Source organism: Micromonospora sp. NPDC047465 (assembly GCF_040643125.1).
Classification (GTDB): domain Bacteria; phylum Actinomycetota; class Actinomycetes; order Mycobacteriales; family Micromonosporaceae; genus Micromonospora.
This window is the reverse complement of record NZ_JBEYTP010000019.1, coordinates 66,710-85,937: the sequence shown is the minus strand read 5'-3', so window position 1 is coordinate 85,937 and position 19,228 is coordinate 66,710. Positions and strand designations below refer to the sequence as shown.

Here is a 19,228-nt window from a genome sequence, read left to right as displayed (position 1 = left end):
AGCACGCAACCGCTTTCGGAAGCGCTTCCGTGCTCACGCTCCAACTCTGTGTGCCGCTCTCACGTCGGGGTCTGTTACCGCTTCGGCGGGGCCGTCGGCTCGGCGGGCCGTCCGCCGAGGTACAGCTCGCCGAGCTGCGGGTCGGCCAACAGTTGCGGCGCCGGCCCGGAGATGTGCACGCGCCCGAGATCGAGCACGCAGCCGAGGTCGGCCGTCTCCAGCGCCCGCCGGGCGTTCTGCTCCACGAGCAGCACCGCCGTACCGGCGTCGCGCATTCGCACGACCTGTTCGAACACGGTGGTCGTCGCCTTCGGGTCCAGACCCATGGACGGCTCGTCGAGGAGCACGACCTTGGGGTTGACCATGAGCGACCGGGCGAACTCCACCTGCTTCTGCTGCCCGCCGGAGAGCAGTCCGGCCAGCGAGTTCCAGCGCTGCGCGACGACCGGGAAGACCTCCTTGACGAAGGCCGTCCGTTCGGCGATCAACGCCTTGTCCTTCAACGTGTAGCCGCCCAGCAGGACGTTCTCCGCCACGGTCATCTCGCGGAAGACGCTGTGCCCCTGCAGGACGTGCGCGACGCCCGAGGCGAGCATTCGCTGCGGTCCCTGGCCGGTCACGTCCACGCCGCCGACGAGGATCCTCCCGGAGCGGGGCCTGAGCAGCCCGCTGGCGACCTTCAGGACGGTGGACTTGCCGGCGCCGTTGGGGCCGACCAAACAGACGATCTGGCCCGCGGGCACCGAGACGGTCAGGCCGCGCAGCACCGGCGCGGCGCGCCCGTAGCCGGCCTGGATGTCGACGAGTTCGATTTCAGACGCCAAGGTAGGCCCCCAGGACGCGTTCGTCGGAGCGGATGAGCGACGGCGGACCCTCGGCGATCGGGCGGCCGCGGTCGAACACCACGATGTGGTCGCTGACGCTCATCACGAGGTCCATGTTGTGCTCGACGATCACGAACGTGCGCCCCTCGGCGTTGAGTTCGCGGACCAGGGTGCCGATCCGGTCCAGCAGGGCCGGGTTGACGCCACCGGCCGGCTCGTCGAGCAGGACGGTTTCCGGGTCGCTCATCAGCACACCGGCGAGTTCCAGCAGCTTCTGCTGGCCCCAGGACATGCTGCGCGCCTCCACGTCGGCCAGGTGCTCGATGCCGAGGCGGGTGAGCCAGCCCCGGGCACGGTCGACCTCCGCGTGGCCGCGGGCGCCACGCAGCAGGCCGGTCAGGCCGGTCGGGCGTACGGCCGCGAGGACGTTGTCCAGCGCCGTCATCCGGGGAAAGACGCGGCACAGCTGGAACGTACGGCCGACGCCGGCGTGGACGATGCGGTGCGGGGCCGCGCCGGTGATATCCCGCCCGCGGTAGGTGACCTGCCCGCCGTCCGGCCTGATCATCCCGGTGACGCAGTTGAAGAAGGTCGTCTTGCCCGACCCGTTCGGCCCGATCAGCGCGTTGACCTTGCCGTGCTGGAACTCGACGGTCGCGCCGTCGAGCGCCACCACGCCACCGAACGCCTTGGTGAGCCCGGCGGTGGCCAACCCTCGTATCTCGCTCATGCCGGCACTCCGCTCCGCTCCGTGCCGTCATGAGGCACCACCGCCCTGAGCCCGATGATTCGCTCACTTCGCTCGCTCATGCCCGCTCCTCCGTCGACTGGGCCCGCGCACCGGCGGCGCCGGCGGCGGCGTCCACCGGCTCCCGGGCGGCCGGCGCGGCGGCGGCCTCGGCGCGCTGCTGGCGCAGCTGCGCGGCCGTGATCTCGCGGATCGAGTTCTGCGCCGGCCGCATCCGGCCGAGCAGGGAACCGATCGCCGGCAGCACGCCGTCGGGCATGAAGAGCACGACCAGCGCGAGCAGCAGGCCCGTCGCGACCAGGTGCAGCTGGGTGTCGCCGAACTCCACCTTGAAGTACTCCAGCCCGATGCCGACCACCAGCGCGCCGATCAGCGGGCCGAACAGGTTCCGGACGCCGCCGAGCAGCGCCATCAGCACCAGGTACGAGCCGGTGAGGATGGAGAACTGAAACACCGGGTCGAGGTCGCCGAACCAGAGCGCGTAGAGCCCGCCGCCCAGGGCGGTGAATCCCGCCGAGACCACGAACACCACCAGCTTGTACGCGAAGGTGGGGGTGCCCAGCGCCTCCGCCTTGTCCTCGTCCTCCCGGATGGCCTTCAGCCCGAGGCCGAACCGGGAGCGGTCGATGACCCACCAGGCCAGCAGGGCCAACGCGAGCAGGCCGGTGAACAGGTAGTAGAACGCCCGGTGGTGCTCCGGACGGAGCAGGCCCGGGAACGGGCGCGGCACGACCAGACCGCGTGACCCGCCGGTCAGCGACGCCCAGCTCTGGAAGACCAGCAGCAGGATCAGCACCAGCGCGATCGAGACGATGACGAACGACGCGCCGCGGACCCGCAGCGCGGCGAAGCCGATCGGCACGGCGAGGGCGGCCACCAGCAGGGCCGCCACCACGAGGGCCACGAAGCTCGGCAGGCCGGCCTTCGTGACCAGCAGGGCGGTCCCGTAGCCGCCGAGCCCGGCGAGGGCGCCGTGGCCGAGGGAGATGTACCCGGTGAACCCGCCGACGAAGTTCCACGACGTCGAGAGCACCGCGTAGTTGAGCACCACGACGCCCGCCGAGAGGATGTACGGGTTGGGTGCCAGGGACGGGAAGGCCAGCACCGCCGCGGCGAGCAGCACGATCGCCGCCACCTGGAGGACCCGGTCGAGGCCGCGCCGCGCGGTCACCGCCCCGGCCGGCGGGACGGCCATGGTCGTCGGGTCAGAAGCGCTGGGCAAGGCGACCTCCGAAGAAACCTTCTGGGCGGAACGCCAGCGTCGCGAACAGCGCCAGGTAGAAGATGGTCTGCGCCCAGGTCGTGCCGAGCGGGATCTGCAGCAGGCTCTGCAGCATGCCGAGCACCATCGCGGCCATCGCGGCACCGGGTACGCTGCCCAGCCCGCCCACCACGATGATGGCCATCAGCGGGCCGATCCAGTGCCAGTGCAGCGACGGATAGATGGTGGTGTCGAGGGCCAGGGCCGTGCCGCCGACGGCCGCGGTGGCGAGGCCGAGGCCGAAGCCGTACCCGGCCACCCGCTCGGTCTCGATGCCCACCAGCCGCGCCGCGTCGCGGTGCTGGATGGTCGCCCGCAGGGCCCAGCCGAAGGTGGTCTTCTTCATCAGCAGGTAGAGGGTGGCCAGGGCGACGGCGGCGAGACCGAACGCGATCAGCTTGACCACCGCGACCCGGGCGCCGAAGATCCCGAAGCTCGCCGAGCCGTAGCCGAGCTGGACCCGCCGCTGGGTGCCGTCGAACACGTAGCCGAGCAGACCCTCGATGACGACCGCGATCGCGAAGGTCAGCAGCACCGACATCATGGTCAGCGTGGCCGGGCGCAGCCGGGCCAGGAGCAGCCGCTGCAGCAGGACGCCACAGGCGAAGAAGAGCGGCACCGTGGCGATCATCGACAGCAGCGGATCGACGCCCAGCCGGGTGTGGGACCACCAGGCGAGGTACGCGGCGAGGATGAGGAACGCCGAGTGGGCGATCATCACGACCCGCATGATTCCGAAGTAGAGGGTGAGTCCCGCTGCCAGGAGGGCGTAGAGCCCTCCCAGCAGCAGACCCAGGATGACGCTCTGGAAGAGCAGGGCACCGGAGGGCATGTCGTCCTACCAGGCCGGCTTCGGGTAGACGAGGTCGGTCTCCCTGGCGTCGGCCGGCAGCACGATCTGGATCTTGCCGCCCACCCACTGCTGGATCATGTGGGCGCCCTTGGGCTTGCCCGTCTCGTCCCAGGAGAGCGGGCCGACCACCGTCTCCACGGTGTTGCCGCGGACCCACTCGACCAACTTCTTCTGGCACTCACCCTGCTCGGCGCAGCCCACGGCGGTGACCGCCGCCGCGACGACCTGCCCGGTCGTGTACGCGTTGGCCTCGTCCTCCTCCGGCGGCGAGCCGAACTGCGCGGTGTACTTCTCGACGAACTCCTTGTTGCTCGGGTACGGCGCGTCCTGCGTGTACCCGGTCGGCGAGACGATCCCCTCGGTCTTGTTGCCGATCGCCGCGGCGAACTCGGGGTTCGTCGGGGCGGTGGAGAAGGCGGCCAGCTTCGGCTGGTACCTGAGCTGCTGGAGGGCGACGATCAGGTTCACGCCGTCCTGGTACTGGGAGCCGCCCACCACGATGTCGGCCCTGGCCGACGCGATCTTCGCGGCGATGCTGCCGAAGTCGGTGGTGTTCGGCGGGTAGACCTCGTCGACGACGGTGCGGACGCCGCCCGCTTCGAGCTTTTCCTTCAGCCCGTACGCCGTGCCCTGCGCGAACGGGTCGTCCATGGCCGCGTACGCCGCGGTCTTCGGCCGCTGGTCGGGCGGCAGTGCCAGGATGTACTCGGCCAGGTGGTTGTAGTGGTCGTTCGCCACCGCCGGGGCGGCGTAGAACAGGTTCTTGAAGCCCTGCTCGAAGACCTCCTTCGCCGCGCCCGCCGGCTCGACGAAGAGCATGCCGTACTCCTCTGCGACCCGGGCCGCGGGCACGACGAGACGGGTCGAGAACGGCCCCACCACGAGGTCCACGTTGTCCTTGCCGATGAGCTGCTCGTAGTCGGCGACCACACGGTCCGCGTTGGACTGGTCGTCGAGGATCTTCAGCTCGACCTTGCGGCCCAGGAGACCGCCCTTGTCATTGGTGATCTTGGCCCATGCCTCGTAGCCGCGCTGGACACCCTTGCCCGGTTCGGAGAAGTCCCCGGTCAGGGGAAGGGAGATCCCCACGACGATCGGATCGTCGGCGTCGGAGGAGCCCCCGCCACCGCCGCCACCACAGGCCGCGAGCGCGAGGGTGAGGCTCGCGCCGAGTGCTGTCATCCACTGGATTCGCTTCACACGGGTTGTCATCCCGAGACGCTCCTTTGCCGGGACGGAAGCGCTTGCGAAAGCGCTTGCGTAGACTAGGCTGTGGTTTGCGTCACTGGCAATAGTCAGATGACATCGATGTTTCCAGGGAGTTGCCCATGCCCAGGCCGGGCCCGAGACTGCGGCTGATCGACGTGGCGGAACGCGCAGGTGTCTCTCTGGCGACCGCGTCCCGCGCCCTCGCCGGACGGGAGGGGGTCAGCGAGGAGGTCGCGGGGCGCGTCCGGCAGGTCGCCCAGGAGCTGGGGTACGTCGCCAACCCGTACGCCCGCACCCTCGCCGGCGGCGCGAGCTCGACGGTCGGGCTGGTCGTGCACCAGGTCGACGACCCCTACTTCTCGGAGATCGCCGGCGGGGTCATCCAGGTGGCCGCCGAGGAGGGGCTGCTGGTGCAGATCTGCCACTCCGGCCGGGACCCGGACGCGGAGCTACGGCAGCTGCGCCACCTCATCGCGCAGCGGGTCGGGATCATCCTGGTCGCCGGATCGGGCTACGACGACGCCCGGATCGAGGCCGAGGCCCGCGCGGAGCTCGCGGAGTTCCAGAGCCAGGGCGGCCGGGTCGCCGTCATCGGCCGGCACGCCCTCGGCGTCGACGCGGTCCTGCCCGACAACGAGGCCGGCGGCCGCGCCCTCGCCGAGCACCTGCTGGACCTCGGGCACCGCCACATCGCCGTCGCCGCCGGCACGGCCGGGCTCACCACCGTCGCCGACCGGCTCGCCGGCGTGGCGACCGCCCTGCGGCAGCGCGGGCTCTCCCTCGACGACCTTCCCGTCGTGCACTCGGACTTCACCCGCGACGGCGGCCGGGTCGCCGCCGAACGGATCCTGCGCGACCACCCCCGGGCCACCGCGATCATCGCGCTCAACGACGCGATGGCCATCGGCGTGCTGTCGACGCTACGGGCGCACCGCATTCCCGTGCCCGAGCGGATGTCGGTCGTCGGGTTCGACGACGTCTCCGTCGCCGCCGACCTCGCCCCCAGCCTCACCACCATCCGGCTGCCGATGACCGACATGGGGCGGATGGCGCTGTCGCTCGCGCTCAAGCCCCGGTCGACCCGTCCCCGCCGCCGGTCGACCGGCCACCACCTGGTGGTCCGCGACTCGACCGGACCCGCCCCCACGGTGCTGACGGCGAGCCGCGCCGACGGCGACCGCACCGGGGCCGGCGACCTGAGTGGAGCCGTCGGGCCGGTCGGCTGAGCGAATGTTGTCCGACGTCCCCGTCTCGTACGCCGGCTCCGGCAGCCGGTCCGCGATCCCGAGGTCGCCGGCCGTGCAGCGGTGACAGGATCGGGGCATGCCGTTGATCGAGGTCGTACTGGGTGACATCACGGACGAGGACGTCGACGCGATCGTCACCGCGGCGAACGAGTCGCTGCTCGGTGGCGGCGGCGTCGACGGGGCGATCCACCGCGCGGCCGGGCCACGGCTCGCCCAGGCGGGCGCCGCGCTGGCGCCGTGCGAGCCGGGCGACGCGGTGGCCACTCCGGCGTTCGACCTGGACCCACCGGTACGACACGTCATCCACACGGTCGGCCCGGTGTGGGAGGGCGGCGACCACGGGGAGACCGACGTCCTGGCGTCGTGCTACCGGCGCTGTCTCGAGGTTGCCGACGTCATCGGCGCGCGCCGCGTCGCGTTCCCGGCCATCGCCACCGGCGTCTACGGGTTCCCGGCCGACCGGGCGGCGGCGATCGCCGTGACCACGATCCAGGCCACGCCCACCGAGGTCGAGCAGGTACGCCTCGTCGCTTTCGACGAGGCCACGTACGCCCTGCTGACCGCGGTGCTGCACGCCTGACCGCCTCGTACGTGCCAATCCCGTGCCGCCTCGGCGGGACCCGGACCGAGGCCGGCCCGACGAGCGCCGCGATTTCCGGGTCGGGTCTGTCACGATGGGCGCTCGCCCGGACATGGAACAGACGTGGGTTCGGGGACTGAGCACGAGGACCGCTTCCGACGCGTCTACGCGGCGAACTTCGAGCCGCTGCTGGCGTACGCCATGCGGCGCGTCGAGCAGCCCGAGGACGCGGCGGACGTGGTCGCCGAGACGTTCCTCGTCGCCTGGCGGCGCAGCCGTGACATGCCGCCGGAGGCTGAGGTTCGGCTGTGGCTGTACGGCGTGGCCCGTCGGGTGCTGGCCAACCACCACCGCGGCGGAGTGCGCCGGGAACGGCTCGGTGAACGGTTGCGGCAACGACTCCGGGTCGCCGCCGCCGTCGACCCGGGCAGCGAGGTGCCGGCGCGGCTCACGGTCCAGGCCGCGCTGGCCCGTCTGGGTGAGTTGGATCGCGAGGTGTTGATGCTGACCTTCTGGGAGGGCCTGGAGCCGCGCGAGGCCGCTGCGGTCCTTCACGTGAGCCCGGCTGCGGTCCGTACCCGGCTGTCACGTGCCCGGGCCCGACTGCGAGATCTCGTCGGTGACGACCTCGGCCCGCCCGGACATGTACTCGACGTCATGGCAGCACGCGCCTCGGAGGAGGGCAGATGACCGACGAGCACCTCGGCCGGATGGTCCGAGACGCCGACCCGTACCGGCCCGATGTCATCAGGCACCTCGACGGGGCCGCGCAGAACCTGTTGGAGGAGATCATGTCCGTGCCGACCCTCGGACCCGTCGCCGAGCCGCCCGGCAAGCGCCCCCGGGCGCGCCGCGGCATGATGAGCGGGCTCGCCGGCGCAAGCGTCGCGGCCACCCTGCTCGCCGGCGTCCTGGCCGTCTCGATCCTGAAAGTCGATCAGCCGGAGGGGCGCCCGGCGACCCCGCCGATCACCCCCGAAGCGACGGGCCCGGCCGCGTATTCGGCGATGGTGCTCAAGGCGGCCGAGGAGAACCCGCGGCTGCTGATCGACCAGCCTGGCTGGAAGGCGACCACCGTCTACGGGTTCGCCGAGAAGGAGGGCACCATCGCGTTCAGCAACGGCGGACGGCAACTGGAGATGAACTGGTACCCGGCCGCCCAGTACGACGGCTACCACAAGGATCGACTCCGGGTCAGCGAGCCGGAACCGGTGAAGGTCGACGGCTGGCCGGCCGACCTGTTCCGGTACAGCGCGAGCGACTTCGCCGTCATGCTCCGTCCCCGCGACGGTTCCTTCGTCGAACTGCGTACCGGCGGCGCCTGGACGCGGAGCGAGTTCGATCGCGTTGTCGCCGACGTGGTCCGCGTCGACGCCCGCACCTGGCTGGCCGCGCTTCCGGCCGAGATCGTCACACCCGAGCGGGTGAACGAGCAGGCGGCCAAGGTGCTCGCCGACGTGCCGCTCCCTCCAGGCTTCGACACCGCCGCGCTGAACGGCCTCGGCACCAACGACGCCTACCAGTTCGGTGCCAAGGTGACCAGCCGGATCGGCTGCGGATGGATCGCCGAATGGCTGCGGGCGAAAGAGGCCGGCGACGCCGCCGCCCTCCGGCGGGCCGCGGACGCGCTGCGCAGTAGCCACAAGTGGAAGGTGCTACACCAGATGAACGACGAGGGTGACTGGCCGGAGGTGTTCTGGGAGACCGCCGACAAGGTGGCCGCCGGAGGCCCGCCCGTCGGGTACAAGGATGCCCTGGGCTGCGAGTAGCCGTCCCGGACCACCGAGCAGTTCTCGGGCTGGGCGCTGAGGATCAGCGGATCCTCAGCGCCCAGCGTCTGCTCCGCGTCTCATCGCGCCCTGGGGCGGCGCGCCGAATATGGTCTTGACGGCTGTGCGGCCCTGGAAGTCCTGCTCGCCCTCGCCCTACTCGGACTGGCTGGAAGGTCGGCCTCGTCGCCGGCACCGCAGGTGGTCACCGACGCGGTGCCCCTGGCCAACCGGGCCAAGACCCAGGGCATGATGGACGTGTCCATCGCTGTCGCCGACGCCACGGGCGGCCTGGCCTCCGGCCTGGTCGTCCCCGCCGCCGGCTGTCCGGTCCTGGCGCTCGTCGGCGGCCTCGTGTCCCTCGCCCTCCTGCCCGTCATCACCGCCACCACGAGGAGCCGATGAGCCCGCCCACCGACCCTGCCGTCCGCACCGTCGACGGCAGCGGCCTTCTCTGCGTCACTCTCCTGATCCGCCTGCGAGAGGAAATCGACGGTGTCCCGCCGGGCACCGTCGTGCACGTCGTCGCCACCGACCCCGCCGCGCCCATCGACCTGCCCGCCTGGTGCCACCTGACCGGCCACACCTGGCTCGGCCGCCAACCGTCCGGGTCCGGCACGGTCTACGCGATCCGCGTCACCGCAGCAGCCACGCCGGTCGACCGGCGGCGGCCCTGGATCACCTGCCGCTGACCGGCCTGCGGGGCGTTCACCCCCCACTTCACTGCGCCTAGCGTGAGCCGCTCCGATTCGGCGATCTCCGGCCCGGTCGGGGTCAGCATCGGCGGGGACGGCGGGTCATCTGCTCCCCCGGATGGCCCGTACGACGCTGTCGTCGGTTGCCGCGACGGCTAGTGGATCGAGTGCTGCGCTCTCCACCGGTCGATCAGGGCGGGCAGCTCCCGCCAGAGATAGTCGTAGAAGTCGCGCATTTCGACTAGGCGACGATGCGCCGCGCTGTCCTCACCCGTGACCGCGATGCCCTGCTCGGCAGCCTCGCGCATCACCTTCACCATCTGGTTCTGATCCGACATCAGGATGGCCCAGGCACCTTCACGGAAGCGGAAGTGCTCCCGACGACTGCCAGGGGCGGGCACCCGCTCGACCAGCCCGACCGAGGTGAGTGACTTCAGGGCCGTCGAGACGCTGCCGGAGCTGATGGTCAGCAACTCGGTGATCTCACCGGCCGTGAGTGTGTCCCGTTCGGTGAAGAGCAGCGCCGCGAGCACCCGCGCGGTCATCCGCTGCATGCCCCCCTGGGTGAGAGTCAAGGCAAGGCGCTCCGCGGGATCACTCAACGCTGACATCAGGGTCCTCTCGTCGCTCATCCTGACGAGATCTTAACACTTCGGAGCCTTCAGAGATTTCTGAAACTTCTGCTCTCGGCGTCATGGGAGACGTGATTCGGCTGGAGAAGCTGAGCAAGACGTACGGATCTCGCCGCGGGTTGGTCGACCTCGACCTGACGGTGACCGAGGGCGAGGTGTTCGGCTACCTCGGGCCGAACGGGGCAGGAAAGTCGACCACCATCCGGCTTCTGCTGGACCTGATCCGGCCCACCAGCGGCCGGGCACGGCTGTTCGACCGCGACCCGCGCGAGCACGCGGTCGGGCTGCACCACCGGATCGGCTACCTGGCCGGCGACTTCGTGGTCAACCCGCGCCAGCGGGTCGGGGAGTGCCTGACCTTCCTGGCCGACCTGCGGGGCGGGGTCCCCAAGACCCGCATAACGGACCTGGCCGCCCGCCTGGATCTGGACCTGTCTGCGCGGATCAAGACGCTGTCCAAGGGCAACCGGCAGAAGGTCGGCCTGGTGCAGGCCTTCATGCACGAGCCCGACCTGCTGATTCTCGACGAGCCGACCTCCGGGCTGGACCCACTGGTCCAGCAGACCTTCCTGGACCTCGTCCGCGAGGCCAAAGCCGCCGGACAGACCGTCTTCATGTCCTCGCACATCATGACCGAGGTCCAAGCGGTCGCCGACAGGGTCGGCATCATCCGCGAGGGCCGCCTCGTCGCCCTCGACACCGTCGCCCGGCTCCGCGACCACGCCGTGCACCGCTTCGAGATCACCTTCGCCGGACCGATCGACCGGGCGGCCCTCGCCGCACTGCCCGGGATCTCCGAGCTGACCGTCGACGGCCCGAGCGCCCGCTTTGCCCTGGCCACCGGCCCTGACGCGCTGATCCGGGTCCTCGCCCGGCACCAGGTCGCGAGCCTGCGCGCCAGCGAACCCGACCTCGAAGAACTCTTCTTCGCCTACTACCGACAGACCGACCCCGCCAAGACCGGCGCCAAGGAGACCAGCCATGCCTGACGTCCTGACCAAGACCCTCTGGGACTCCCGCCGCAGCCTCGCAGGCTTCGCCGTCGGCACCGCTCTGGTCGGCACCATGTACGCCGGCTTCTACCCCCAGGTCGCAGACGGCGCGATGGGCCAAGCCGTCGAGGGCTTCTCCCCCGTGCTGCGCGAGGCGCTCAACATGGAAGACATCGCCAGCGCCGCCGGCTACCTCGGCTCCAGCGTGTTCGGCATCATCGTCCCCCTGATCGCCGTCAGCTACGGCATCGCTGCCGGCACTCGGGCCATCGCCGGCGACGAGGAGGCCGGCTACCTCGACCTGCTCCTCGCCCACCCCGTCAGCCGTACCCGGCTCCTGCTGCACCGCTGCGGCGCGCTCGCCGTCGGCGCCTTCACCCTCGCCGGCCTCGTCCTGCTCGCCATGCTCGCCGTCCGCGGCAGCGCCCAACTCGAAACCATCAGCGTGGACCAGTTCGCCGCCCAATGCACAGCGCTGGCGCTGCTCGCCACCCTCTTCGGCACCATCGCCGTCACCATCGGCGCGGCCACCGGCAGCCGGGCCGCCGCGCTCGGCGGCAGCGCCGGCATCGGTGTCCTCGGGTACGTGGCGAACACCTTCGCCGGCCAGATCAGCGCCGACGCGATCCGCTACGCCTCCCCGTTCCACTACTACATCGGCAACGAACCGCTCCGAAACGGCTTCCAATGGGCCGACCTCGGCATCCTCTCCGCCACGATCGCCGTACTCGTGCTGGTCGCCGTCACCGCGTTCAACCAGCGCGACCTCACGAGCTGACCCCTGCCGCACCCGTCCCGCCGACCTGGCAATCCGGCGGCGGGACGGGTCGGCGCATGACCAGCAAGCGTCGATGATGTCCCACCGGTCGGGCGGAACATGTCGATCACGACGTCTGCGCTGCCCAGAGGACCCGAACCGCTAGCCTTCCGGCGCATAGGTCGGGTCGAGGGAGAAGAAGCCCTCCCCTTCCTGGGCCATGGTCTCGACCAACCGCCGGACACCCTTCCGGCGACCGAGGGGCCGCCGGCGTGGACACCACGCCGGCGGTCCTCCCCAGTCGATGAAATCCGTCCGTGTCTCGCGGCCTACGGCCTGGTCATTCCTCTTCTCGCACCCGCGTCCGTCGGGTGCGCCGACCTCGTCGACCCGGATGCCGGCGCGGTGGGCGGCGTCGTCACCAGGACGCCTTGCGGATCCCCGGCAGCTCGCCCCGCAGCGCCAACTCCCGGAACCGCACCCGCGACAACCCGAAGCGGGTCAGCACACCTCGCGGTCGGCCGTCGATGACGTCCCGGTTGCGCAGCCGCACCGGGCTGGAGTCACGGGGCAGTCGCGCCAGTTGGCGAACGGCGTCGTCCCGCACCGCCCGGTCGGTGTCCGGAGAGGCGATGGTCCGTTTCAGCTCGGCGCGGCACGGCGCGTGGCGAGCGACGAGGTCGGCGCGGCGGGCCTGTCGGTTGGCGAGGCTCTTGCGGGCCATGTCAGCCCGCCTCCCGGAACTCGACGTGCCGGCGGACGACCGGGTCGTACTTACGCAGCACCAGCCGGTCGGGGTCGTTGCGGCGGTTCTTGCGGGTGACGTACGTGTAGCCGGTGCCGACGGTGCTGCGCAGCCGGACAATCGGGCGGACGTCGGTCTGCCGAGCCATCAGACCGTCACCCCCCGGGTGCGCAGCTCCGCGACGACCTTCTCGATGCCCTTGCGGTCCACCGTCTTCAGCGCCTTGGCGGTCAGCGTCAGACGGACCCAGCGTCGCTCGGAGGGCAGCCAGTAGCGGTGGTTCTGCAGGTTGGGGTTCCATCGGCGGCGGGTGCGCCGGTGGGAGTGGGACACGGCGTTGCCGAAGCCTGGCTTCGCGCCGGTGACATCACAGCGACGGGACACAGATACTCCTTCAGGAACGAAACGTAGTAACGATAATCGTTTTCATTCTTACCGTGGCCGATCGGGCAGCCTCCACCCGGGGCCCGAACAACCTCGACCGGACCCGCACCGCGACCACACCACCGCCGTCGCCGGGCCACCCCGGCGCTTTCACGCGAGAAGACCTCGCCTGCCACTCGCCGTCGACCACGTGCCTATAATGACAATCGTTTTCAACTAAGTCGAGAGGACCGCGATGTCAACGTCCCCGCTCGCACCGGCCGACGCCGGAGTTCCGGCGTCCGACGCCCGACCGTCGTTGACCGTGCTCAGTGGCTTCTGGCCGTCCGCCACGTACGCCGTTGCCCGCAGCCTGCTCGCGGCGGACCCGTCGTTGCTGCTGGTCCGGCACGACCTCGCCGGCCTCGGCGCCGGCACCGTCCACCGGATCGTGCGCGACAGCGAGGGAATACTCGAGGACGAGCGCATCGCACTCGCCCACGGCTGTGTCTCCTGCACCCTGCGCGAGGACGTGCTGCCGACCCTCGCCCGGCTGGCGCGCGCCCACCCGCACCGGGATCTGGTGCTGATGCTGCCGGAGGTGGTCGAGCCGGAAGCCGTCGCCGCCGTCTGCGCGCACTGCCTGGTCGACGGCGCGCCGATCACCGACCTGCTGCACGTCGACTCGTACGTCACCATCGTCGACGCGGAGCACCTGCTCGACGGGCTGGCCAGCACCGACGAACTCAAGACTCTCGGCATCCACGCCGCCGACAACGACGACCGTGGGCTCGCCGACGTCATCGTCCGCCAGATCGAGTACGTCGACACCCTCGTCCTGTGGGGGCAGTCGCGGGAGGGTGCGTACGAGACCAGCCGGCTGTCGGTGCTGCTGGAGCGCATGGCGCCATGGGCGACGCAGATTCGCGTCGACGGCGACCAGATCGACGCCGCCGCCCTGACCCGCCAACTGCGTGGCACCCACCGACACCGCACCGAGACCCCCGGCGTCCTGACCCGTGGATTGGAGGGCTACCACCTCGGCCTGCACGATCCACACCCCGACTGCGGAGTGGTGTCCGCGGTCTTCCGCGCCCGCCGCCCCTTCCACCCCCGACGGCTGCACGACGCCCTCGAGGAGGTCAACGCCGAGGTGATCCGCTCCCGAGGGCACCTGTGGCTGGCCAGCCAACCGGACGCCGTCATCGCCTGGGACTTCGCCGGAGGCGGCCTCAGCCTCGGCTCCCTCGGCCGCTGGCTGGCCGCCCTCCCCGACCCGTACTGGGACGAGGCGTCCGACCACCGCCGGCTCGCCGCCGCCATCGACTGGGACCCCTACTACGGCGACCGGAACCAGCACCTCGTCTTCATCGGCCTCGACCTCGACCCCGCCGGCCTACACCGCACCCTCACCGGCTGCCTGCTCACCGACGCCGAACTCGCCGACGGCGAGGACGCCTGGCGCGGCTACGACGACCCGTTCACCGGCTGCTTCCCGCTCGCCGACCTCGACCCGGCCGACACCGACACCGACACCGACACCGACACCGACACCGAAGGAGAACCCGCATGAGATCCGGCATCCACCCCGACTACAACCCCGTCGTCTACCGCGACCGCGCCGCCGACTTCGCCTTCCTCACCCGCTCCACCGCCACCAGCGACCAGACGATCGTGTGGACCGACGGCAATACCTACCCCGTCATCGACGTGCAGATCTCCTCCGCCAGCCACCCCTTCTGGACCGGCAAGCGACGCCTGCTCGACACCGAGGGCCGGGTGGAGAAGTTCCGCGCCAAGTACGCCCGCCGCGATCGGCAGCAACCACGATGAGCACGGCACGCATCGACCGGGCGGCACCCGCCCCGCCTCAGGACGATCGATTCCGACGTCCTCCGAGCCGGACCGGGAGGAATTGGTCGAAGGACGACCACACCGCTACCAACGGCTGGCCGCGGGCAGGGATCCGAGCGCGACCCGTCAACGACACCGGCGGGCGTTGAGCCGGGCGGCCTGGCGCGTCAGGTGGTCGCGCTCGGCGAGGTTGGGGGCCTTCTGGGCCGCCTTGACGTACAGCCGTGCCGCCGTGGCCAGGTCGCCGTCGCGTTCGTGCAGGTACGCCGCCACCGCGGCGTGGCGCGGTAGTGAGTCGTCCAGCGCCGCGAGCGCCGCCAGCCCGGCGCGCGGTCCGTCGGCCTCGCCGACGGCCACCGCGCGGTTGAGCCGGACGACCGGGCTGTCGGTCAGGCGCGCGAGTTCGTCGTACCACTCGACGATCTGCACCCAGTCGGTCTCCTCGGCGGTGCGTGCGTCAGCGTGCAGTGCCGCGATGGCGGCCTGGGCCTGGAACTCGCCCAGCCGGTCACGGGCGAGGGCTGCCTGCAGGATCTCGACGCCCTCCGCGATCGACGTGGTGTCCCACCGGCCACGGTCCTGCTCGGCGAGTGGCATCAGACTGCCGTCGGGCGCGGTCCGGGTGGCGCGCCGGGCGTGGTGCAGCAGCATCAGGGCGAGCAGCCCCGCCACCTCGGGGTGCTCGATCGAGGTCGCGAGCTGCCGGGTGAGCCGGATGGCCTCGGCGGCGAGGTCCACGTCGCCGGAATAGCCCTCGTTGAAGACCAGGTAGAGCACGCGCAGCACGGTGGCGACGTCGCCGGGCTGGTTGAACCGCACGCCGGAGACGGTGCGCTTGGCCCGGCTGATGCGTTGCGCCATGGTCGCCTCGGGCACCAGGTATGCCTGGGCGATCTGGCGGGTGGTCAGCCCACCGACGGCGCGCAGCGTGAGCGCGACCGCGGACGACGGCGTCAGTGACGGATGGGCGCACAGGAAGTAGAGCTGGAGCGTGTCGTCGACCGCGGGCGCGGGCCCGGGCGCCGGCTCCTCGTCGACGAGGTCCTCACGCCGGCGACGGGCGACATCCGCCCGGGTCGCGTCGAGGAACCGGCGCCAGGCCACGGTGACCAGCCAGCCCTTAGGGTCCTGCGGCGGGTCGGCCGGCCAGACGCGGACCGCCTCGACCAGCGCGTCCTGCACGGCATCCTCGGCCGCCGCGAAGTCGGCTCCGCGGCGGACGAGGATCCCGAGCACGCGCGGCGTGAGGCTCCGGAGCAGAACCTCGTCCATCAGATCACTCCGTGATGGTGGGCGGCGCGGCCAGGAACGGGCGCACCTCGAGCCACTCGTGGATCGGCTTCCCGCCCGCCCCCGGGGCGGCCGACAGCTCACCAGCCAGCTCGATGGCGCGCTCGTAGCTGTCGACGTCGATCACCATCCACCCGGCGATGAGGTCCTTGGTCTCGGCGAACGGGCCGTCGGTGACCGGCGGGCGACCCTCACCGTCGTACCGGACGAACGTCCCCTCCGGGGCGAGCGCCTGACCGTCGACGAACTCGCCGGTCCTTTCGAGCCGGGCCGCGAAGTCGTGCATGTACTGCATGTGCGCCGAGATCTCCTCCGGCGTCCACTGGTCCATGGGCACGTCGTTGACCGCAGCCGGAGCGCCGCGGTAGTGCTTGAGCAGCAAGTACTTGGCCATCGTGTTCCCCTCGGTGCTGTGCGACCCATTCTGGTCACCTTCACCGCGGGGACGGAGCCAGCCACGGGTTCTCGACATCGCCGTCCGAAATTTTTCGGCTCTCCGCAGCGGTCGTCTCGGCCCCGGAACAGGTCTTGCACAGCAGCCCGTCGATCTCGACGACGACGGGCTGAGGTGCCCTAGAGCTCCTGGACAGGGCGTGACAGCAGGCAGAACTCGTTGCCTTCAGGATCAGCAAGCACGACCCAGCTCACGTCGGAGGGCTGTCCCACGTCGACGCGTCGCGCACCGAGGGCGAGCAACCGGTCAAGCTCCTCCGCGGTGGACACGCCGTCGGCCCGCAGGTCGAAATGCAACCGGTTCTTGATCACCTTGCCCTCGGGGACAGCCGCCACGTCGATCATCGGCCAGGAACGGTCGGAGGCCGCGATGGTGATCACCTCGCCATCCTCCTCAACAACCTGCCAGCCGAGAACCGAGCACCAGAAGTCGGCGATCAGTCGTGGTCGGATGGCGTCGATGGCGATGACGGTGAGACGGCTCGGCATGCCGTCATTCTCACCCACCCGCAACGGCGGGTGGAGGCTGAGCCGTGTCCGCTCCACCGCGCCACTATTCAATCGATGAATCTCCATATACTGTGCAGGCCGGAAGCGTCGTCGCCGTTCGCTGTCGAGCCTGGAGGAGCGGATGAGACTCATCTCGTGGCATGACCGGCCACGCGGCCGATCGATGCCGGCGGCCGTGGGCATCCTGGTGCTGGCGGCCGGACTGGCGGTTGCCGGTCCACCCACCGCTGCCCAGGCATCCGACTGCACGCGTACCCACACCGGTCGCACGCCGCTGCCGGACCTGCGTACCGGCACGTACCTCGGCGCGCAGGGCGGTCTCTACCCCGGTGGCGTCAACGTCCGCCCGGCCGCGCACGACTCGGCGGGGCGGTCCCTGGCGGCCACCCAGGTCGTCCCGCGCAACGCGGCGGGCGCCGCCGACCCGACCGACGGCCGGATCGTTTTCGCCTCGATCGGCATGTCGAACACCACCCAGGAGTTCCAGGCGTTCATGCAGGCGGCGGCAGGTGACACCACCATCAACCCCCGGTTGGTGATGGTCGACGGAGCCCAGGGCGGGCGTGCTGCGACCGACTGGGCTGACCCGAACAGCACCACCTGGCAGATCCTCAACGATCGGCTGAGGCAGGCCGGGGTCACCCCGGCCCAGGTGCAGACAGTCTGGCTGAAGCAGCAGTTCGCCGGGGACGGGCTGGGCGCGTTCCCCGGCGGGGCACAGAAGCTACGGGACTCCCTACGCAGCATCGTCACCATCGCCCGGAGCAAGTACCCGAACCTGCGAATCGTCCACCTGTCCAGCCGCACCTACGGTGACTACTCCACCCCGACCCGCGGCACCGGCGCCTACGAGCAGGCGTTTGCCGTCAAGTGGCTGATCGAGGACCAGATCGCCGGAGATCCTCGACTGGCGTACGCCGGCAGCGACGCCCCGGCTCCATGGCTGGCCTGGGCCCCGTATCTGTGGGCGGACGGGCTCGGCGCGGACGACGTGGTGGGCGGCGTGCCGGGGCGCAGCGACGGGCTGGAGTGGTCCTGCGCTGACTACCAGAGCGACGGCGTGCACCCCAGCACCTCCGGCCGGAGAAAGGTCGCCCAGGCGCTGATCAGCTTCTACAAGAACGACACCACCGCCGCCCCCTGGTTCCGTCGCAGCTGACCAGAGCCGGCCCGCGGCACGCCGAAACCGCTGTCCGGGTCACGGCCCAGGGCGGCCGGCCGCGCTGCGGCGGCATCGGGTGGAGACGCGCCTCAGCGTGCGCCGTAGTAGCGGCGGTGAAGGTCACGCACCGCCGCGGCGAGGTCAGGCACGGGCCCTTCCACCACGACGTGGGGAGCGATGTCCCGGATCGGCAGAGACCGCACGGGTGGCGGGGGCACGTTCATCTCGGTCAGCCAGCCCGCCAACTGCTCGGAAGAAGCCACGTACACGATCCGGCCGAGACCCACCCAGCCGTGCGCCGCAGCACACATGGGGCAGTGCTCGCCGGAGGTGAAGACGGTCGCCTGCGCTCGTTGTTCAGGGGACATGTTCGCCGCGGCCCAGCGGGCCAGCTCGAACTCCGGGTGGCGGGTCCGGTCGCCGCCCGCCACCCGGTTGCGGTCCTCGGCGAGGACGGTGCCGTCGGCGTCGACCAGCACCGAGCCGAACGGCTCGTCGCCCTCTTCCAGAGCCTCGACGGCCAACTCGATACAGCGGCGGAGATGCCGCAGTTCCATGTCGCGCACCATGGGTCTCCCGGGAGTCAACCGCCGCTGCCAAGGCACTGCTTCACGTGGCTTCGCTGCTGGCGATGGAGGTCAGCCGGTCGGCTGCCGCGACAGGATAGCGATGATTGCGTGTTGCCGCAGCCGCCACGCGTCCTTGAATGGTCCGGTTGTGTCGGGTTCGAGGGCGTCTCATTGATCGAACGTGAGCCGCTCCCATTCGAGGCCGCCGCGCCAGTCGGGCCGGCCGGCCGCCCAACCGGTGATGACCGACTGGAGCACGTCCAGTTCGTCGGCGTACGCCCGGAAGTGGCGGTCCGGCCCGCCGTCGCGGTACTCGACGACCAGACGCCACATCCCGTCGTCGTCCCTGATCTCGGCGCACTGGATGTAGGTCTGCCCGTCGGGGGCGTCAGTGCGATGGACGACCAAAAACTCCTCGCCCGTCGAGTGGACCCGCTCGGCGAGATCCAGCAGCAGTTCCTCGGCCGGGTCGTCGTACGTGGCACCCGACTCGACTTCGGCCCGGATGGTGGGTCTTGTCATGCGGCGAGTGTGCCAGCCAGGCTCAACCCGCGCCGCAGCGGCGCGGCAGCGTGGCCGTGACGGTAAGCGAAGCGACCGCGCGAAGCGCCCCTGAGACCGGACACCTCGTCTTCTAGGCTATCTGCTCCTTCTGTCGACTGCGGGTACAGCTCGCTCGAGCTGTACCCCGCCACCCCGGCCAGCCGGTGCCGCG

Annotated in this window: 25 protein-coding genes; 11 read left to right on the top strand and 14 right to left on the bottom strand. The window is 70.8% G+C overall.

The genetic code is table 11. The features are described from left to right. Nucleotides 1–74: 74 nt before the first annotated feature. The 5 genes from ABZ793_RS18865 to ABZ793_RS18845 form a co-directional block, all read right to left on the bottom strand. The gene (locus tag ABZ793_RS18865) at nucleotides 75–824 is read right to left on the bottom strand and encodes an ABC transporter ATP-binding protein (RefSeq protein WP_350682651.1); all 750 of its coding nucleotides are present in this window, start codon (nucleotides 822–824) and stop codon (nucleotides 75–77) included. Then, entirely contained in the window at nucleotides 814–1,554 is a 741-nt protein-coding gene (locus ABZ793_RS18860) for an ABC transporter ATP-binding protein (RefSeq protein WP_357458716.1), read from the bottom strand. Before ABZ793_RS18860 ends, ABZ793_RS18865 begins: the two co-directional genes overlap by 11 nt. A 76-nt stretch (nucleotides 1,555–1,630) precedes the next feature. Then, the gene (locus ABZ793_RS18855) at nucleotides 1,631–2,794 is read right to left on the bottom strand and encodes a branched-chain amino acid ABC transporter permease (protein ID WP_357458713.1); all 1,164 of its coding nucleotides are present in this window, start codon (nucleotides 2,792–2,794) and stop codon (nucleotides 1,631–1,633) included. After that, nucleotides 2,778–3,665: a branched-chain amino acid ABC transporter permease gene (locus ABZ793_RS18850; protein ID WP_357458710.1), complete on the bottom strand. Its 888-nt coding sequence runs from the start codon at nucleotides 3,663–3,665 to the stop codon at nucleotides 2,778–2,780. The genes ABZ793_RS18855 and ABZ793_RS18850 overlap by 17 nt, the downstream gene beginning before the upstream one ends. A 6-nt stretch (nucleotides 3,666–3,671) precedes the next feature. Next, nucleotides 3,672–4,898, bottom strand: coding sequence for an amino acid ABC transporter substrate-binding protein (locus ABZ793_RS18845; RefSeq protein ID WP_357458708.1), 1,227 nt, complete (start codon nucleotides 4,896–4,898; stop codon nucleotides 3,672–3,674). 116 nt (nucleotides 4,899–5,014) lie between these two features. Here ABZ793_RS18845 and ABZ793_RS18840 point away from each other — a divergent pair, with 116 nt between their 5' ends. The 6 genes from ABZ793_RS18840 to ABZ793_RS18815 all read left to right on the top strand — a co-directional run bounded on the left by ABZ793_RS18840 (nucleotide 5,015) and on the right by ABZ793_RS18815 (nucleotide 9,183). After that, nucleotides 5,015–6,121, top strand: a complete 1,107-nt coding sequence (locus ABZ793_RS18840) for a LacI family DNA-binding transcriptional regulator (RefSeq protein ID WP_357458706.1) — start codon at nucleotides 5,015–5,017, stop codon at nucleotides 6,119–6,121. Nucleotides 6,122–6,218: 97 nt separating this feature from the next. Then, nucleotides 6,219–6,722: an O-acetyl-ADP-ribose deacetylase gene (locus ABZ793_RS18835; protein WP_357458704.1), complete on the top strand. Its 504-nt coding sequence runs from the start codon at nucleotides 6,219–6,221 to the stop codon at nucleotides 6,720–6,722. A gap of 123 nt (nucleotides 6,723–6,845) precedes the next feature. After that, complete coding sequence (locus tag ABZ793_RS18830) at nucleotides 6,846–7,412, top strand: RNA polymerase sigma factor (protein WP_357458701.1); 567 nt, start codon at nucleotides 6,846–6,848, stop codon at nucleotides 7,410–7,412. After that, entirely contained in the window at nucleotides 7,409–8,491 is a 1,083-nt protein-coding gene (locus ABZ793_RS18825) for a hypothetical protein (RefSeq protein WP_357458699.1), read from the top strand. The genes ABZ793_RS18830 and ABZ793_RS18825 overlap by 4 nt, the downstream gene beginning before the upstream one ends. Before the next feature lie 201 nt (nucleotides 8,492–8,692). Beyond that, a complete protein-coding gene (locus ABZ793_RS18820) occupies nucleotides 8,693–8,896 on the top strand; it encodes a hypothetical protein (protein ID WP_357458697.1) in 204 nt (67 codons plus the stop codon). Beyond that, the gene (locus ABZ793_RS18815) at nucleotides 8,893–9,183 is read left to right on the top strand and encodes a sulfurtransferase TusA family protein (RefSeq protein ID WP_357458695.1); all 291 of its coding nucleotides are present in this window, start codon (nucleotides 8,893–8,895) and stop codon (nucleotides 9,181–9,183) included. Before ABZ793_RS18820 ends, ABZ793_RS18815 begins: the two co-directional genes overlap by 4 nt. A gap of 158 nt (nucleotides 9,184–9,341) precedes the next feature. On the opposite strand, the gene ABZ793_RS18810 is transcribed toward ABZ793_RS18815, so the two are convergent. After that, the gene (locus tag ABZ793_RS18810; RefSeq protein WP_357458693.1) at nucleotides 9,342–9,818 is read right to left on the bottom strand and encodes a MarR family transcriptional regulator; all 477 of its coding nucleotides are present in this window, start codon (nucleotides 9,816–9,818) and stop codon (nucleotides 9,342–9,344) included. 62 nt (nucleotides 9,819–9,880) lie between these two features. Here ABZ793_RS18810 and ABZ793_RS18805 point away from each other — a divergent pair, with 62 nt between their 5' ends. Together ABZ793_RS18805 and ABZ793_RS18800 are read left to right on the top strand one after the other, a co-directional pair. Next, complete coding sequence (locus tag ABZ793_RS18805) at nucleotides 9,881–10,807, top strand: ABC transporter ATP-binding protein (protein ID WP_357458690.1); 927 nt, start codon at nucleotides 9,881–9,883, stop codon at nucleotides 10,805–10,807. Next, on the top strand, nucleotides 10,800–11,588 hold the full coding sequence (locus tag ABZ793_RS18800) for an ABC transporter permease subunit (protein WP_357458687.1): 789 nt from the start codon (nucleotides 10,800–10,802) through the stop codon (nucleotides 11,586–11,588). Before ABZ793_RS18805 ends, ABZ793_RS18800 begins: the two co-directional genes overlap by 8 nt. Before the next feature lie 397 nt (nucleotides 11,589–11,985). Here ABZ793_RS18800 and rpsN read toward each other — a convergent pair whose 3' ends face one another. From rpsN to rpmB, 3 genes are read right to left on the bottom strand one after another with little or no spacing between them, the layout of a single operon-like run. Continuing rightward, entirely contained in the window at nucleotides 11,986–12,291 is a 306-nt protein-coding gene (gene rpsN / locus ABZ793_RS18795) for a 30S ribosomal protein S14 (RefSeq protein WP_357458684.1), read from the bottom strand. A 1-nt stretch (nucleotide 12,292) separates the two neighbouring features. Then, complete coding sequence (gene rpmG, locus ABZ793_RS18790) at nucleotides 12,293–12,460, bottom strand: 50S ribosomal protein L33 (RefSeq protein ID WP_357458682.1); 168 nt, start codon at nucleotides 12,458–12,460, stop codon at nucleotides 12,293–12,295. Beyond that, on the bottom strand, nucleotides 12,460–12,696 hold the full coding sequence (rpmB, locus tag ABZ793_RS18785; protein ID WP_357458679.1) for a 50S ribosomal protein L28: 237 nt from the start codon (nucleotides 12,694–12,696) through the stop codon (nucleotides 12,460–12,462). The genes rpmG and rpmB overlap by 1 nt, the downstream gene beginning before the upstream one ends. 235 nt (nucleotides 12,697–12,931) lie before the next feature. Here rpmB and ABZ793_RS18780 point away from each other — a divergent pair, with 235 nt between their 5' ends. Together ABZ793_RS18780 and ABZ793_RS18775 are read left to right on the top strand one after the other, a co-directional pair. Then, complete coding sequence (locus ABZ793_RS18780) at nucleotides 12,932–14,248, top strand: GTP-binding protein (RefSeq protein ID WP_357458676.1); 1,317 nt, start codon at nucleotides 12,932–12,934, stop codon at nucleotides 14,246–14,248. Beyond that, on the top strand, nucleotides 14,245–14,508 hold the full coding sequence (locus ABZ793_RS18775; protein WP_357458673.1) for a type B 50S ribosomal protein L31: 264 nt from the start codon (nucleotides 14,245–14,247) through the stop codon (nucleotides 14,506–14,508). Before ABZ793_RS18780 ends, ABZ793_RS18775 begins: the two co-directional genes overlap by 4 nt. 147 nt (nucleotides 14,509–14,655) lie before the next feature. Here ABZ793_RS18775 and ABZ793_RS18770 read toward each other — a convergent pair whose 3' ends face one another. The 3 genes from ABZ793_RS18770 to ABZ793_RS18760 form a co-directional block, all read right to left on the bottom strand. Continuing rightward, complete coding sequence (locus ABZ793_RS18770; RefSeq protein WP_357458670.1) at nucleotides 14,656–15,801, bottom strand: DUF6596 domain-containing protein; 1,146 nt, start codon at nucleotides 15,799–15,801, stop codon at nucleotides 14,656–14,658. A 4-nt stretch (nucleotides 15,802–15,805) separates the two neighbouring features. Beyond that, nucleotides 15,806–16,213: a YciI family protein gene (locus ABZ793_RS18765; protein ID WP_357458667.1), complete on the bottom strand. Its 408-nt coding sequence runs from the start codon at nucleotides 16,211–16,213 to the stop codon at nucleotides 15,806–15,808. A 179-nt stretch (nucleotides 16,214–16,392) separates the two neighbouring features. Further along, entirely contained in the window at nucleotides 16,393–16,818 is a 426-nt protein-coding gene (locus ABZ793_RS18760; protein ID WP_357458664.1) for a VOC family protein, read from the bottom strand. An 85-nt stretch (nucleotides 16,819–16,903) separates the two neighbouring features. On the opposite strand from ABZ793_RS18760, the gene ABZ793_RS18755 reads away from it, so the two are divergent. Beyond that, complete coding sequence (locus ABZ793_RS18755; RefSeq protein WP_357458662.1) at nucleotides 16,904–17,941, top strand: hypothetical protein; 1,038 nt, start codon at nucleotides 16,904–16,906, stop codon at nucleotides 17,939–17,941. A gap of 92 nt (nucleotides 17,942–18,033) precedes the next feature. Here the strand turns inward: ABZ793_RS18755 and ABZ793_RS18750 are convergent, their stop codons facing one another. Together ABZ793_RS18750 and ABZ793_RS18745 are read right to left on the bottom strand one after the other, a co-directional pair. Further along, the gene (locus ABZ793_RS18750) at nucleotides 18,034–18,501 is read right to left on the bottom strand and encodes a nucleoside deaminase (protein WP_357458660.1); all 468 of its coding nucleotides are present in this window, start codon (nucleotides 18,499–18,501) and stop codon (nucleotides 18,034–18,036) included. A 180-nt stretch (nucleotides 18,502–18,681) separates the two neighbouring features. Further along, entirely contained in the window at nucleotides 18,682–19,035 is a 354-nt protein-coding gene (locus tag ABZ793_RS18745; RefSeq protein WP_357458657.1) for a hypothetical protein, read from the bottom strand. Nucleotides 19,036–19,228 lie beyond the last annotated feature (193 nt).